Raw genomic sequence first — 15,342 nt, 5'->3', positions numbered from 1 at the left:
ATTTAAATAAATTAAAATATTTGGGGGGCTGTATCCCCACCCCACAATAATGCTTTTATTTTTGTGGGGGGGGTTTCCTGCCCGCCCCAGGAAAATGTTAGCTTAAATCAGTACATTGTATTTTTGTTGGGGGGGTGTTGTTTCCCCACCCAACATGTTTTTTTTTTTTTTGGTGGGGGGGTAAACCTGCCCGCCTTAGTTTTCACTTTATTTATATCTACCTACTTAGTTTGAAGATGAATCAATTACACACTTTGTTAGAGCAAACTAAATCCTACTTAATTAACTCGATCGCGCCAAATGCCGCAGTTATAGATTATGACTCCCAAGCATTGCAAAAAGCGCTCAACGGACTTGCAGAATTAGGATTACTAGGCTTAAGAATTCCTAAAGAATGGGGCGGTTTAGCAGTCAATCAACATACATTTGATGATTTCCAAGAATTAGTTGCTAGATATTCGGGTGCTTTGGCATTTTTGCAAACTCAACATCAAAGTGCAGCAGCGATGATTTTTCAAAGTGAAAACATTGCTTTAAAACAAGAATATTTGCCTTTGATGAGTCAGGGAAAACGTTTGTTAGGCATTGGTTTTTCTCATTTGCGACGGGATGGCGAACCACTTGTTAAAGCAATTCCTGTAAATGGGGGTTTTTTAATAGAGGGAACAGTACCTTGGGTAACTGGTTGGAACATATTTTCTGAGTTTATTATTGCTGCTAGTTTACCTAATGGGGAAGCGGTTTTTGGTGTGGTTCCTTTAGTAGAAACTCAGCAGGGAAATCAAGGTTTAATCAGTTTTGAAGAACCAATGGAATTAGCGGCGATGACAGCTACTAATACTGTTGCTGCTAATTTGCAGTCATGGTTTTTAGCAGAGGAAAAAGTGGTTTTTATTAAACCTCAAGGTTGGATTCATGAGAACGATAAAAAGAGTATTTTAAAACAAACTACCTTTTTAGCTTTAGGTTGTGCTTTAGCAGGAATTGATATTGTAGAAGCTGCTACTAAAACTAAATCTTTCGTTTTTATTGAAGAAACTTTTCACAATTTAGCTTCCGAATTTAATGATTGTCGTCAAGCGATTAGAGAAGCGCAAGAAAATGCAGATTTGCCATTAGCAGAGAAACATAAATTGCGGAGTTGGGCGATCGCCTTATCTGTACGCTGTGCCCACGCAGCAATTACCGTTTCTAGTGGTGCAGCTAATCTAAAATCTCATCCCGCACAAAGAGTTTATCGAGAAGCATTAGTTTTTACTGTTTCTGGGCAAACACAAGCAATTAAAGCAGCAACTTTGCAAAGATTAGTTAATTCTAAAACCCCGCAAAAAACTATTAAATATTCCCAAGTTATTCACTTAAGTCATATTATAGATACTAACATTCCTCAATGGCCTGGAGATCCACCTGTAGAATTAGAAACAGTTGCCGAATTAGCAAAAGATGGTTACTATTTGCGGCGTTTTTCTCTGGGAGAACATAGCGCCACACATATTAATTCACCCTTAAGCTTTCACAGTTCGGGAATTGGAATTGAGCAATATTTAGCGTCATCTTTGGTTAAATCTGCGGTAGTAATTGATATTAGTCACCAAGCAAAAATCAATCCCGATTATCTCTTAACTATTAATGATATTTGGGATTGGGAACAACGAAACGGCAAAATTCCTGCTGATAGCATTGTACTAGTTTATACGGGGTGGCAGGAGAAATGGTTAGATAGTCATCAGTTTTTAAATCCAGATTCAGCGGGAGTAATGCACTTTCCGGGAATTAGCAAAGAAGCGGTTTTATTTTTACTTAAAGAACGGGCAATTTCTGGTTTAGGAATTGACACTCATGGTGTGGATTCCGGGCAAGATACTACTTTTACAGTTAATAGTTTGATGTTAGAAACACCTCGAATTGTCTTGGAAAATCTCACTAACTTAGAACAGTTACCTGCTACAGGAACAACATTAGTTATAGGTATTTTACGATTGAAAAATGGTTCTGGTTCTCCTGCTGCTGTACTAGCATTTTTACCATAGCACTACACTGTTTTAGAGGAATTTCTACAATAAATTTTGTCCCTTTTCCCAACTCAGATTCACAGGTAATTTTACCACCGTGACGTTCAATAATTGAGTGAGAAACTGATAATCCTAATCCCGTTCCTTGACCTACAGGTTTAGTAGTAAAAAATGGGTCGAATACTCGTTTACGAATAGATTCAGGTATGCCACAACCATTGTCAGCAATAGATATTGCTACATTTCCCATATTAGAAAGATAAGTGCGAATAGTAATTGTACAAGGATTAGCAGAAATTTCTTCTATATTGCGTTTTTTATTGTTTTCTTTTAATGCTTCGATCGCCAAGCGTGACTCGAAAGAGTCGATCGCATTACAAAGCAAATTCATAATTACCTGATTTAGCTGTCCTGCATAACATTCTACTAATGGTAATTCGTTGTAATCTTTGATTACCTGAATTTCTAATTTTTTTTCTGCACATTTCAGACGACTTTGTAACAACATTAACGTACTTTCTATGCCTTCATGAATATCCACAGACTTCATATCTGCTTCATCCAAGCGCGAGAAAGTGCGTAATGATTTGACTATCTTTTCGATTCTTTCTGCGCCTGATTGCATGGAATTTAACAGTTTGGGAAAGTCTTCCATAATAAATTCTAAGTCATTTTCGGCAATTTCCTGCTGAATTTCATCTGGTGGATTAGGATAATAATTACTATATAATTGCACTAATTTAAACAAACTTTCAACGTATTGATTAGCATAATTTAGATTACCATATATAAAAGTAATTGGGTTGTTAATTTCATGAGCAATTCCCGCTACCACTTGACCCAAACTCACCATTTTTTCACTTTGAATTAATTGAGTTTGAGTTTGTTTTAAGTCTTTTAAGGTAATTTCTAGTTGTTGATTTTTCTCCTGCAATTTGGCTTCACTTTCCCGTAAAGCTAACTCGGCTTTTTGACGTTCGGCAATTTCAATTTGAGCTTGTTCAAAAAGCGTAGATTGCTGAATAGCAATTCCTAGTTGTAAGCATATTTGCTTTAAACAATCAATTTCTGAATCTTGCCATTTTCTCGGACTGCTACAATGATGGGCAATTAATAATCCCCATAAATTTTCGCCTTGTAATATAGGAACTACAATATTAGCTTGGATTTGTAATTGTGCTAATTGATCGGCATGACATTGATGTAATTCACCATTGTAAATATCTTCAATAGCCCGAATCCTACCCTTTTGATAAAGCGGCACATACTTTTCTACAAAGCAATTATCTTGAATCACAATTCCTAAAATTGGCATCCATTCTTCAGCTACCGATTCGACAACAGTTAAACCACTCCAGTCGGGATTAAATCGGTAAATAATAGTGCGATCGGTTAACAAAAACCGCCTAACTTCTTCTACTGCTGTTTGTAAAACTTCTTCCGAATTCAAAGATTGACGAATCCGTTCCATAATTGCAGCTAATAAACGCTGTCTTAAAAATTGCTGTTGTAAAGCTGCTTCCGCTTGGCAACGTTCGGTAATATCTATTGCTGTACCAAATAACCGCAACACATAACTAAACTTTCTATTATTGGGTGATTTATGGTTAGTTTTTAAAGCTTGTCCTTTACCGTTAATATATCTGATTTGACCGTCAGGACGAATAATTCGATGATCGATTTCATAAGTTGTACCCTCATTTAATGCCTTTTCCACAACTTTTAAAAATGCTTCTCGATCGTCGGGATGAATTTGTTGTACAAGTTGTTCAAAAGTTGGGGCATGATTTGGTGTAATTCCATAAATTCGGAATAGTTCATCTGACCAAGTTATACTTCCTGTAAGTACATCAAATTCCCAATTTCCAATGTGGGCAATTTTTTGAGACTCTTGGTATTTGCGAGTAAGTTCAAAATTAGCTTCTTCTACTTTTTTGCGATCGCTAATATCTTGATGAGTTCCCGTCATCCGCAAAGGTTTACCCCTTTCATCTCGCTGGAAAACTCTCCCTCGTGAAAGTATCCATTTCCAGTCCCCTGATTTACTTAACATCCGAAATTCTGCTTCGTAAAAATCAGTCAAACCTTCTACATGATCGCTTAAATTTTGTAATACTCGCGGCAAATCTTCTGGGTGTACCAGTTTTTCAAAAGCTGCATAATTATTCTCTATTTCTATTTCTTCATACCCTAACATTTGCTTCCAGTATGAATTAAAATGTATTTTTCCTGTAGTAATGTTCCAATCCCATAAACCTAAATTGCTAGCAGCGATCGCTAAATTTAACTGTTCCTCACTTAGAAATTCATTTTCTTGGCGCTGGCGTTCCACATTGCTCCCCAGTAGTAAAATAAAGGATTGTAAAGTAATATAACAGACAAATCTGTTTAATAATACAATATGGAGCGATCGAACCATTGATTAAATCAGATTCGCGCTGCCAAACCTATTATTCCCTAATTAACTTCGTAAGTAACATTAAAAAACCCAAAAATATCAGGCGATCGGGAAGACTGATTACCTAATATCTATAAGCTTTTATTTGGTGAGAACGCCACAGGAAAAATACTGAAGAGTTCCCTGGCAAGGAACATAATTCTTATCTGGATTTATACCAATTAAAGCGCAACCCTTGATTTCTTAAGTATTGATGTAACTTGGGCATTAGTTTATTAGGAACGATCGCAGCTGGCGTTAACTTTGGTTGATTCTCTTTTAAAATCCAACCCGCAGTTGCGCCTGCTGCTGCACCAATACTCCACTCACCTTGATGAATCCTAGTTACACCATTAACAATATGCGTCACAGCGATCGCCTTACCACCAATTAGTAAATTGTCAACACCTTGAGGGATCAAACTTTCCAAAGGAATAATTACAGGTTTAACTTTATCTTCCGTCGTTCCAGCACTTTGAGCTTCCCAAGGTTGAACCCAATTGCGATACATACAACCTTGAATATCCACATCATAGTGAGTTACACCAATGGCAGTCGGTTGAAAATTCCGCCCCCCAGACATATCTTTGCGAATATCTTGTTCGCGCACCATAAAATTAGTTTGTCCGTAAGCTTTTCTGCCAATAATTCTCCTTCCCTCACGAAAATAAGGCATCATACTCAACCCTGAAAGCGTACCCATAGGCGAATCTTTACCGGACAAATGTGCCAAAGGAAACTTAGAATTAGCCTTACTTTCTACTTCCATTAACCACTCAGAAAATAACAAAGCCCGATCTTCCCCATGCTTCAGGGCACTCATAGACATTCCACCGATCCAATTTTGATATTGCCCAGTTTGAATTAACCTTGCTTCACTCATTAACAAAGGTGGATTCATCAAATTCCAATTATTACCATGAAACCAATTAACTAAAGTCAGATCTCCAAAAGATGGATAATCTTTAAATCTGGGATTACCCTTAGCACTAATAATTCGACGATATTTAAAAAAGCTACGTCCATGAAACATGGGAAACCCAATTAAGTCAAAATGATCCCGATGTTCTTTCCGCGAAAATATTGGTTCATGTTGGGATAAAGCTGCCCGACTAACACCGCGATCGTCTTTAATTGCTAAGACAAAAGTAAAAGTAAAAGCTTGCGTACAATCAGGATTATCTTTGAGTGAAGCATTAACTTCCCCGCTAGTAGTGAATGACTCCGAACCTACACGATGAGGAATTCTCGCCCATGCTACCAATTCGCCTGTATCTGTAGCATCAATCACCATCAATCTTTTCCCTGGTGGTGCTTCCAAACGAATGGGCACTTTCTCATAAGTATCAGTACTTGACCAAGAATACCAAGGGTTGAGATCTTCCGAAAGGCGACCGCTGGGTACATAATCGCGATCGCGTGGAATGCGTCGCACCGCATAAATCGCCGTCATCAACTTGCCTGTATCATCAAATTCTGCCCCTTTAAAAGCGATTCCCGTCCCCCAACGACTCCCAGGCGCAGACTTAGCAGAGGAATTCAACAATTGTCGCGCCGCTTGTTCTCCCACCTTTGGCGGAAAACACAACCTTCCCACCCAGCAACTATTAGTATCATCAACAGACAATTTTTCCTTTTGTTTAGCCCAAGCAGGCAAAACGATCTTTTGCTGTGAAATCAACTGCTTAAAAGAATTCCAACTACTCGAAAAATTATTCAGCCTTAGCATTGTGTCCGACTCATCGATCGCAGACACACCTTGGGAACTAATCTGTCCCCCAAACCAAGGCGTTAACTCAATCAAGCAAGTCCTCGCCCCTGATTTCATCGCATGGGAAGCCGCCGCCACCCCACCCAAAGAACCGCCAACCACAACCACTTCACATTGCCAAATCTCTTTCGCCGCCGGTAAAGGATCGAGTCGCGGTCTACCATTAGGTAGCAGCGATAAGGTTCGAGAAGCATTTTCCTTTGGCGGTTGCTGTTCTGACTCAGCAAAAAAAGAATTGAACAACCCCAACAAAGGGCGATCGTTGTAATTACCGGAAGCAAAAGCTAAACCGACCCCAACCAAAGAACCGCAAATCGATACTCCCCAAATTAATTGCCGAAATGAACGAGGCTGCCACATGGATTTAGTTGCAAAGAGTAAAGTGTGAGAGAGTCCGTCAACATACCCAAACTATTATCCATTTCCCACAGCCTGACTTCGGGATTTATCACCCAAGATCAGCCAGAGGCGAGGAAATTAGGGCATTCGACTTTACCAATTAAAAATATACTCTTGTTCAATGTCAATTTTTTGCCCCTTCACCTAGTTGGGTGATCATAATTCACCTGGTTTGGTGAAGACTAAATATAGTCACAAATATTACTTTAAAAGTACGGCCAGGTAAAACATTTTCTTACTTTTTCCTTTACCGATTCAGACTAACCACCCCGGAGAGCCAATATGTCAGGGAAAGACGCTTATTGCACTGTCAAGCTGTTAATGCGAAAACATATTAAGTCCGTTAAGGATCATCCTCATCTGTTAGTGGAGCAAAAAGACAAGTACGTTAACTTATTATGGACTTATAATTTTTTGAGTACCCTGTTACGTAAGAATGAAGAATTTGTCCCTTTGTGTATAGATGATTTTAATAGCCGAAGTCTGCATCATTCTTCCCCGGATGCCAGTTTTGATGAAGTAAAATTTTTGTCTGAACCTGATGCCGTTCCTTATTGGGAAATTGTTCGCGATATTGATTTGGGCATCCTGAACGGTTATCTAGATTATTGGAATTTAATCGAAGAATTAATTATCACCGATAAGGCTAACGAAGAGGATATAAACAAGCATTTTAAAGTATTAAAATATATTTTAAATGAAGTGATAGCTTCTGACTGTTTTAGCGAACGGTACAAAGGAAGACTTGAGGAAAGATATATTCAACTTTGGGATAAGCGTTTGTTTTTTGCAGCACAGAGAAAGTTAGCCGCCCTAGCAGCAAATCTTTCTAATAGTCAATAATGCCTTTTTTTTACGCAACTACTCACTAGAAAAATTTCTGATTCATTAAACTTTAGCAAATTAGGTTCTTTTATGGAATACGTTTACTATTTCGCCAATGCTAGTTTAACCCTGCGAGTTATAGAATACTTGAATTCTCGACCCTGGTTAGGAATTAATTTTATTACCGTGATTCATGACCTAGATGGCTGGGTAGTTAAAATCAAATTATTGGGGCATTTAAACTCAGAAGAAGAAGGGGATTTTCGGGCTGTTTTAGATGAATATGGGATTTATTATCAACCGGAAATTCAAGTAAAAATGGCAATGTGGGCTTTAGAAATTGGCAAATCTCCCCTCTATGTAATTGCTAATTATCAGGTAGCTGTAGTTGCTCACGGTAGCCCAAATCCGGCAGAAATTGAAGAGTTTTGTCATCAATTTATTGAAGATTTAGGCTATTCTCCTCAAACACTTCTTTAAAGTTTGTTGATGTAATTACTTACACTTGATAGAGCGCCAAACAGTTAAAGCTTTTTGTTTGGCATTTTTACCTTGTGCTTGTACTTCTACAATTAGTCTTTCATCATTGACAATGGTACTAGCAGTAAATTGTACTGCTGGTATATTGGAAGATTGATCTTCTAAGGTGTAATTGCCTTGTTCAATGGTGACATCGATCGGTTTATTGCAAAATTTCATGTTTTGGCTATAGGCAGAAACAACTTCAAATTCTGTTGGTTTTGGTTGCAGCGGAGTTGTGAGTCTTTCTATATCTTCTTGGTTTTGAGTATCGCGGTTTAAAGGTGTTTGCATCACAAATATTTCCACATCAGGCGGCGAGGTTTTGCTGTGAACTTTGGCAAGTTTAATTCCGGCAAATTTGATGCCGTATTGCCCTTGAGAACCACCCGGAATGCGATAATCAATAATGCTTTTTGCTACTGCTTCGGCTCGTTTGGGATCTAGGGCGTTACTATAAGCTTTCATGCCTAATCCAATGATACCTGTAGTCACGAGCGCGATCGCACCACCAATAATCATCACCCAATCTAACAACTTAACTCGATCTAGCTGTTTTGGTCTTAAATCTTCATCGTTCATTCTTAATTAATAACCTAGAACTTCTTAATATAAATTTACACCCAAAAACTTATCCAAAAATCTAGTTCGCCACATAAACCGGACTACCAAACACCATTCTAATGCTACAAAACCCATAAACAAATAATCAAGAATTCCAAAATGCCAAAGTTCAAAAAATTTCCGTAAGGGCGGCACAGATATAATGACAATATATACTATTAGTAAACCTAAAGCAGTGATTGTATATCGCCAATCACCACTTAATCTTTCCCCGCCTACCCAAGCGTTAGTAGGTGGTTTCAAAAAGAGAATGAGGAACAATTGACATAAAATTAAAATTGTTGCTAAAGCACTGCGGGGAATCGAATAATCAACTTGGGAGATATCCGCACCAGGCGGTAAATCTAAAACAGCCAATACTAAGTAATATAAATAAACTAACAGAGCAGTTAAAGTAATTGTTATAGTAGCCGGAATAGTAAAATGCAGCATTGACTGTACCATGCTCCGTCTGGGAAAAATCCCTGGTTTTGCCCAAATGGGAATGCAAATTGTAGGTAATCCCACACCAATTAAGGAAACTAAAGCACTTTGTTTATTTTCCAAGGGGAAGCTATCAGTAACAATCGCTGTGGCAAAAATTAGTAAAGTGACACAAAATACCCGTACTAAAAACAATTTTAAAACATCAAAAATGCCATTGCGAATCCGTTGTCCTTCCAAAAAGGTATAAGGTAAAACGCCAAAAGAATCTTTGAGTAATACAATATCAGCTATGCCCCTAGTGGCTTTACTACCGCTTTCCATTGCGATCGCTAAATTTGCCCTTTTTAAGGAAAGCACATCATTTACCCCATCCCCAATCATCGCTACATAGTGTCCTGATTTTCGCAAACTATCGACTAATTTAGCTTTTTGTTCGGGAGTAATCCGACCAAAAATTGTGCTATTTTTGGCAGTTTGGGTAAATTCAATTGGGCTCATTTGCTCTAATTCTTGTCCCGAAATTACTGCTAAATCATTGCCTAAACCCGCTTGTTTTGCTAATGCTGCTACAGTTTGGGGATGATCGCCAGAAATAATTTTAATTTCAATTCCTGCTTTAGCAAAACCCTGAATAGTTTCGTAAGCTTCGGGGCGCAATCGATCGCTAAAACTAATTACTGCTAACAAAATTAAATTTGCTGGTAATTCTACCTCTGATGGTTGATTATTTGTTGGCAACTGCCAACTTTTTCCAACGACAATATCGGCACTATAAGCAAACAAAACAACTCGTAAACCTTTGTTAGTTTCGGCGGCAATATATTTATTTATTTCCCGATTTAAATCTAGATTTTTTGCCAGAACTTCCGGTGCGCCTAAAACATAAATACTTGGTTTTAATGTGTCAGCAAATGCGATCGCACTCCATTTCCGACTAGAAGAAAAAGGTACTTCAGCAATTAGCGATCGCTCTTTTCCCGGACAAGCTAAACCCAGGGCATCACTAGTTTTATTTCCCACTTTAGTAGCAGCGGCAAAATCTCCTAAAAGCGATCGTAATTCCCCTTCATCAATATCTAAAGGATAAATCCTTTCTAAATTAATTTCATTAGTTGTTAAAGTCCCTGTTTTATCCAAACAAAGCACATCTACATTACTCAAAGATTCCACCGCATTCGCTTGCTGAATCAATACATTTTGTCCGATCATTTTCACCGCACCTAACCCATAAGCCAAAGTAATTGCTAACAACAACCCTGCTGGTACTAAACCTGCAATTACCGCAGCCCTTTGCAACAAATCAGATAAAGAATAGGAACGACTCAGAAAACTAATACTAACTAAAATCCAGAGAAAGCAAGCAATTAACATAAAAACTCGAATTACGACATTAATTTCTCTCTGGAGAGGTGTTAAAACCTGGCGAAAAGCTCTGGCACCAGTTGTTAATTGATAAGCTAATGTTTCTGTTCCTACCTTTTGCACTTCATAGCAAGCACTCCCACTCACACAGAAAGTCCCAGAAAAAACTGATTCTCCGGCAAATTTCCGAATCATATCTGATTCACCAGTTAGCAAAGATTCATCAACCTCCATGATACCTTCGCCAACTACCACGCCATCGACAACAATTTGATCTCCCGCTCTAACTAGTAGGATATCTCCCAAAACAATCTCTGCGGGATCGATGTTCTTTTCTTGACATTCGCGAATTACAGTAACTTTTGGTCGGTTGAGTAAAGCAATTTCATCTAACTTTCTTTTTGCCCAAATTTCCTGGCAAATATTAATTAATATTCCCCCCAAAATTACCACTACTACCAGGATGCTATCGCCAATTCTACCTAATAAGAAAAATACTGCACTAATCGCAAAGAAAATCCAATTAATAAAAGTGAAAAGGTTTTCTCGAAGAATTTGTTTATAAGAACGGCTGGTCTGTAGTTTAACATTATTACCTTGTCCGGCTGCGCGGCGAGCGATCGCTTCACTCTCAGTGAGTCCGGTTAAACCATAAGTTTGGGAAATATTTGCTTGGGTCATACTATGTAATAAATAATACTGAGCAAAATTTTACTACCACAAGCGATCGGCTTACGCCCAATCGCGTTCCAGCTACTATGGCGGCAAAGCGGTAAACTAATCTATGATATCTCAAACTACGAATAAACTATTGCAGCAAGGTAGAAATAACGATACAGTTAAAAACAAGTGAAACAGGTAATAACAAACCTTCTTTCTGGGTCGCCTTCTGCCAAGTGGTACTAATTACAGCGATAATTGTGGCGATTACTACAAATTTCTCGGCTGGGTTAGTTAGGCAAATTAACAGATTAAAAAAAGAATTAATTTCTGATATAAATTAACAAACAGACAAAACAATAAACCCTTTCACCTGCTAGGAAAGGGTTAGTTACAGCAGATGGATTTTTAACTTATTCAACAGAAACTGCTTTTACTTCCACTACTGTATCATCAACACTTTTGTTACCTTCAGCAGCGTTATCAGCAACATCGCTAGGTTGTTGACCTTGGCGCAATTTGACATAATCGATGAAGATCTGAGATACTTCTGAAACTAACAGGGCAGTAATTGCGGCATCATCAATCCATCCCACGATCGGTATAAAGTCAGGAGCAATATCTATTGGGCTAAACAAATAAGCTAAAGTTCCTAACACTAACCACCAGCGATATTTAGGATTACGAATTGTGCCGCGATACCAGTTGTAAAATGATTGAATTAAATTGTTCATTTTTATTTACCATCCAGCTACTTTCATTGTGGCAAAAGCCACATTAAGAGACTGGTGTGGATATCCGGCATCAGGTTTTGTTGCCCTTTTGAAAAGATTTCATCAGATTTTCTCAAATTATTTCAGGTAATAACCGTCATTGCTGCTCCTTATTTCTTTACAATTTAAGTTGCCTAACTCAGATCTTGCACTCAGCTAGGCAGAGCCTCTATTTTTCGTTCCCTGATTGAACCAGGGAACCAGGATCAAAGGAGGTGGAACCTCCTAGTTGTGCAAGATCTGAGCTAAGACTCGTTATCAGCGACCGGGGCGACAGAACTTTATGCAAAGAGGTAAGTACGGAGGAAACCCAAGACTGTGAACATCATAGAAATTTTCCAATTAGGTGGGCCTGCAATGTGGCCTTTGCTAGGTCTGTCGATCCTGTCATTGACCGTGATCCTGGAGCGTCTGTGGTTCTGGGCAAGAATTCTCAGCAAAGAAAGGGAGATCGTTAACCGAGTTTTAGATGCGGCGGTGCAGGATTGGGAGGCGGCGACGGAAATTGCCAGACGTGCGACCAATAAGCCAATAGGTAGATTTCTCTATGCGCCGTTGCGTTTGGGTCAACCCGATCCAGAGTTGTTTAAGCTAGCGCTGGAAAGTACAGCCCATGAAGAGTTAAACTCGATGCGCGGTGGCGACAAAATTTTAGAAGGGATTATTGGTTTAGCGCCCTTGCTGGGTTTGTTTGGTACGGTTTGGGGTTTAATTGTTTCGTTGCGATCGATTCGGATTAGTGATTTAGGAACTCCTTCTACTGCTGGGGTAACTTTGGGTATTGGGGAAGCTTTAATTACTACGGCTTCTGGGTTGGTAGTGGCGATCGTTACTTTAGCTTTCTACCGTTTGTTTCAAGTTTTACTATTTAATCAGATGAAAATTTTTCATCGCTCTGGTAGCGAATTAGAGTTACTTTATCGTCAGTATTGGTCACAAGCTAGTTCAGGTTCAGGTCGGAAGAACAAAAAGAGAAGTAAACCACCACAAGAACCAGTAATTAAACCAGAAGAAGAAAGCGTTTCTCCTCCAAGAAACAGAGATTTTGCTCAACCAGAATCAACAACTCAAATCCAGTCAGAAACCATTGTACAAACTCCAGAAATAGATTCGTCTGAGCCACAAACAGAAACTTCAATAGAGGAAAATCATCCAACTGCTCCCGGTAAAACTGGTATATTTCAACGGTTGCGAAATCGGATAAACAAGAATAATTCTGAGGTTAAAAAAAGTAATTTCACAGAAGCACCGGAAACAGCAACAATTACCGATAATCATACAGATGCCACCAATGTAGCCAATGTAAAAGAAGAATCAACTAGTTCAGAAGATGTCAATGTAGAAGACGAGAGTGCAGATGCTAATAAAAGCAACTTTTCTTCCACTTCAGACCCGATAGTAGAAGACATTAAAAAAGATTAAATTCGCTAAAATTTTGAGTGCCGATTTATCTCAATGGAACAATTCATCTCCCGTCAAACTGCGTTGTGACGGGAGATGAATTGGTACGGGCGGGTTTCTCTAATTGAACAACATTAGCAAAAACCGAGTTTTGGATAAACCCGCCCCTACTTGATCGTAGCGAATCAATATAGTTTGACGATTGCATTTTTCCAGGATATACTGTTAATAATTACCAGGTTGATAGAGAGATGTTGACAGATTTAAAAGTAAGATTGTATCCGAAGAAAGATCAGCAAATAGCCTGAGCGCAAAACTTTGGCTGTTGCCGCTTTGTTGGGAACTATTACCTGAATAAGACTGTCACTCAAGATCAACAAACAGGGATTGGATTAAGCTATTGCGACATGGCGAAAGACTTAACTCAACTCAAAAAGCATGAAGACTTTTTAGTTAGGTGATTTTTGGAGCAATGAAAATAAATCTGGATAATTCATCTGATGAAGCTAGAATAGAAATTCTGCCACTAATTGATGTAATATTTTGTATACTCACTTTCTTTTTGTTGGCAGTTATGGGGTTAACGAGACAACAAGCAATTACTGTTGATTTGCCTCAAGCCAGTAACGCGACTACACCACAAATAGCTTCTAGATTATTAGTCAGCATTAATCCCTACAATCAAATATATGTAGAAAATCAGTTAGTAACTCCAGAACAATTAGAACAAAAATTGCAGGAATTTAATCAAAGAAATCCCGACGGAATAATGGTTTTATACGCTTCCAAAACAGCTTTTTATAATGATGTAGTGCAAGTTTTGGACAAAATGCAGGCTGTGGGAGGCGATCGCGTAGCCTTAGCCACTTTACCCGAACCGGAAACCACAGAGCAAATTCCCGGTGCATCTCCCCCACCCACCCCTGGTACAGCCATTCCTGGTGTGATAACTCCCGGAACTCTTCCCACTCCCACCCCTGATGCCGGAGTTCCCGGAGCTCTCCCCATTCCCGCCCCCGGCACACAAGTACCCGGAGCTCTCCCCATTCCCACACCTGGCACACAAGTACCCGGAGCTCTCCCCATTCCCACCCCTGGCGCACAAGTACCTGGAACACTTCCCACTCCTGGTGTTGTAACTCCCGGAACGCTTCCCACCCCCGGCGCACAAGTACCTGGAACTACTCCCCCTGGAACTGCTACTCCTGGGGTGACTCCAGAGAGATCGCGATCGCGTTAAAGAAGCAGGAGAGCAAGAAAACTCCCTAACTCAAAACTTTCTCAAACGAAGCTAAGAAGTTTCCCCAGTCCCCAGTCCCCAGTCCCTTTCTTAATTTGTACCTTCAGATGGATTAATGTTTACACCAATTTGTAGAGGAAATTTAGAACTTAGCAATTTAACGTGATTATTGTGGTTAATTTTAATCAGCCACAGATCAGATGAGAGGGAAATTAAATATGGATTTTATTGATCTGTTAATTGCTTGGATAGTTAGCGCTTCTAGTTTGCTATTTATTACTAGATTACCAGTTGGTGTAGAAATTGACAGTCCAGCTAAAGCTTACATTTCGGCAGCAGTTATTGGTGTAGTAGCTGCAATTGTTAGACCAATTTTAGGGCTATTTTTCTTTATTCCTAATTTGGTGACATTTAATTTGTTTTCGGGAATTACCACATTTATTATTGCGGCTGTTACTTTTGCGATCGCCGCCTCGTTAGTCCAAGGTTTTCGCTTACGCGCAGGTATTTGGAGCGCAGTTATTGGAGCTTTAGCACTCTCCTTAGTCAGCAATTTAATTTACAGCATTCTTTAATTTCAGGAAACCGAAACGGAATTGCGCGATTCGAGTGACCAGAATCACCCTCTTTTGTCTGTCCCAAGTGACGAAAGAGGGTGATTCTGGTAATATCATGTCCGATCGATCGGCCATAATATCCTTAATCCAAAACCGTTCAGCTGAGCGTGAGACTGAGGCTCACGCCGAAGTCTGACGGCGAAGCCCTGAAAAAGACGTTATATATAACGTCTCTACATTATGGGTAATCAACCGGACATGATATAAATACATCGAGATAGTCAATGACAACCAGCATTAAATAATAAAAAATTTAACTTTTTATTTATGTTTTAA

The 15,342-nt window shown here is 39.1% G+C and carries 10 protein-coding genes and 2 pseudogenes; 7 read left to right on the top strand and 5 right to left on the bottom strand.

The window, feature by feature from the left end; all coding sequences use genetic code 11:
* Positions 1-236: 236 nt before the first annotated feature.
* Positions 237-2,030 (top strand): cyclase family protein, encoded by a 1,794-nt coding sequence (locus ACE1CC_RS04970; protein WP_413269364.1) that lies wholly within the window; start codon positions 237-239, stop codon positions 2,028-2,030.
* Here ACE1CC_RS04970 and ACE1CC_RS04965 read toward each other — a convergent pair.
* Both ACE1CC_RS04965 and ACE1CC_RS04960 read right to left on the bottom strand, forming a co-directional pair.
* Entirely contained in the window at positions 1,963-4,431 is a 2,469-nt protein-coding gene (locus ACE1CC_RS04965; RefSeq protein ID WP_413269363.1) for a PAS domain-containing protein, read from the bottom strand. The two genes, ACE1CC_RS04970 and ACE1CC_RS04965, sit on opposite strands and share 68 nt — an antisense overlap.
* Before the next feature lie 181 nt (positions 4,432-4,612).
* A complete protein-coding gene (locus ACE1CC_RS04960; RefSeq protein WP_413269362.1) occupies positions 4,613-6,580 on the bottom strand; it encodes an FAD-dependent oxidoreductase in 1,968 nt (655 codons plus the stop codon).
* Between the two features lie 321 nt (positions 6,581-6,901).
* Between ACE1CC_RS04960 and ACE1CC_RS04955 the strand changes: the two genes are divergently transcribed.
* Together ACE1CC_RS04955 and ACE1CC_RS04950 are read left to right on the top strand one after the other, a co-directional pair.
* Entirely contained in the window at positions 6,902-7,462 is a 561-nt protein-coding gene (locus tag ACE1CC_RS04955) for a hypothetical protein (RefSeq protein WP_413269361.1), read from the top strand.
* 72 nt (positions 7,463-7,534) lie between these two features.
* Positions 7,535-7,924, top strand: coding sequence for a hypothetical protein (locus ACE1CC_RS04950; RefSeq protein WP_413269360.1), 390 nt, complete (start codon positions 7,535-7,537; stop codon positions 7,922-7,924).
* Between the two features lie 15 nt (positions 7,925-7,939).
* On the opposite strand, the gene ACE1CC_RS04945 is transcribed toward ACE1CC_RS04950, so the two are convergent.
* The 3 genes from ACE1CC_RS04945 to ACE1CC_RS04935 form a co-directional block, all read right to left on the bottom strand.
* A complete protein-coding gene (locus ACE1CC_RS04945) occupies positions 7,940-8,545 on the bottom strand; it encodes a hypothetical protein (RefSeq protein ID WP_413269359.1) in 606 nt (201 codons plus the stop codon).
* Positions 8,546-8,569: 24 nt separating this feature from the next.
* Positions 8,570-11,056, bottom strand: coding sequence for an HAD-IC family P-type ATPase (locus ACE1CC_RS04940; RefSeq protein WP_413269358.1), 2,487 nt, complete (start codon positions 11,054-11,056; stop codon positions 8,570-8,572).
* A gap of 392 nt (positions 11,057-11,448) precedes the next feature.
* On the bottom strand, positions 11,449-11,769 hold the full coding sequence (locus tag ACE1CC_RS04935) for a YkvA family protein (protein WP_413269357.1): 321 nt from the start codon (positions 11,767-11,769) through the stop codon (positions 11,449-11,451).
* Between the two features lie 357 nt (positions 11,770-12,126).
* On the opposite strand from ACE1CC_RS04935, the pseudogene ACE1CC_RS36715 reads away from it, so the two are divergent.
* The 4 genes and pseudogenes from ACE1CC_RS36715 to ACE1CC_RS04920 all read left to right on the top strand — a co-directional run.
* Positions 12,127-12,756, top strand: a pseudogene (locus ACE1CC_RS36715) (MotA/TolQ/ExbB proton channel family protein); the annotation flags it as partial.
* Between the two features lie 704 nt (positions 12,757-13,460).
* Positions 13,461-13,658, top strand: a pseudogene (locus ACE1CC_RS36710) (helix-turn-helix domain-containing protein); the annotation flags it as partial.
* A 23-nt stretch (positions 13,659-13,681) separates the two neighbouring features.
* The gene (locus tag ACE1CC_RS04925; protein WP_413269355.1) at positions 13,682-14,449 is read left to right on the top strand and encodes an ExbD/TolR family protein; all 768 of its coding nucleotides are present in this window, start codon (positions 13,682-13,684) and stop codon (positions 14,447-14,449) included.
* Positions 14,450-14,667: 218 nt separating this feature from the next.
* Entirely contained in the window at positions 14,668-15,024 is a 357-nt protein-coding gene (locus tag ACE1CC_RS04920) for a phage holin family protein (protein WP_413269354.1), read from the top strand.
* Positions 15,025-15,342 lie beyond the last annotated feature (318 nt).

It is taken from the genome of Floridaenema aerugineum BLCC-F46 (assembly GCF_041929345.1).
Taxonomy (GTDB): domain Bacteria; phylum Cyanobacteriota; class Cyanobacteriia; order Cyanobacteriales; family Aerosakkonemataceae; genus Floridanema; species Floridanema aerugineum.
Note: the sequence above shows the minus strand (reverse complement) of the source record. Positions and strands in the feature narration are given on the sequence as shown.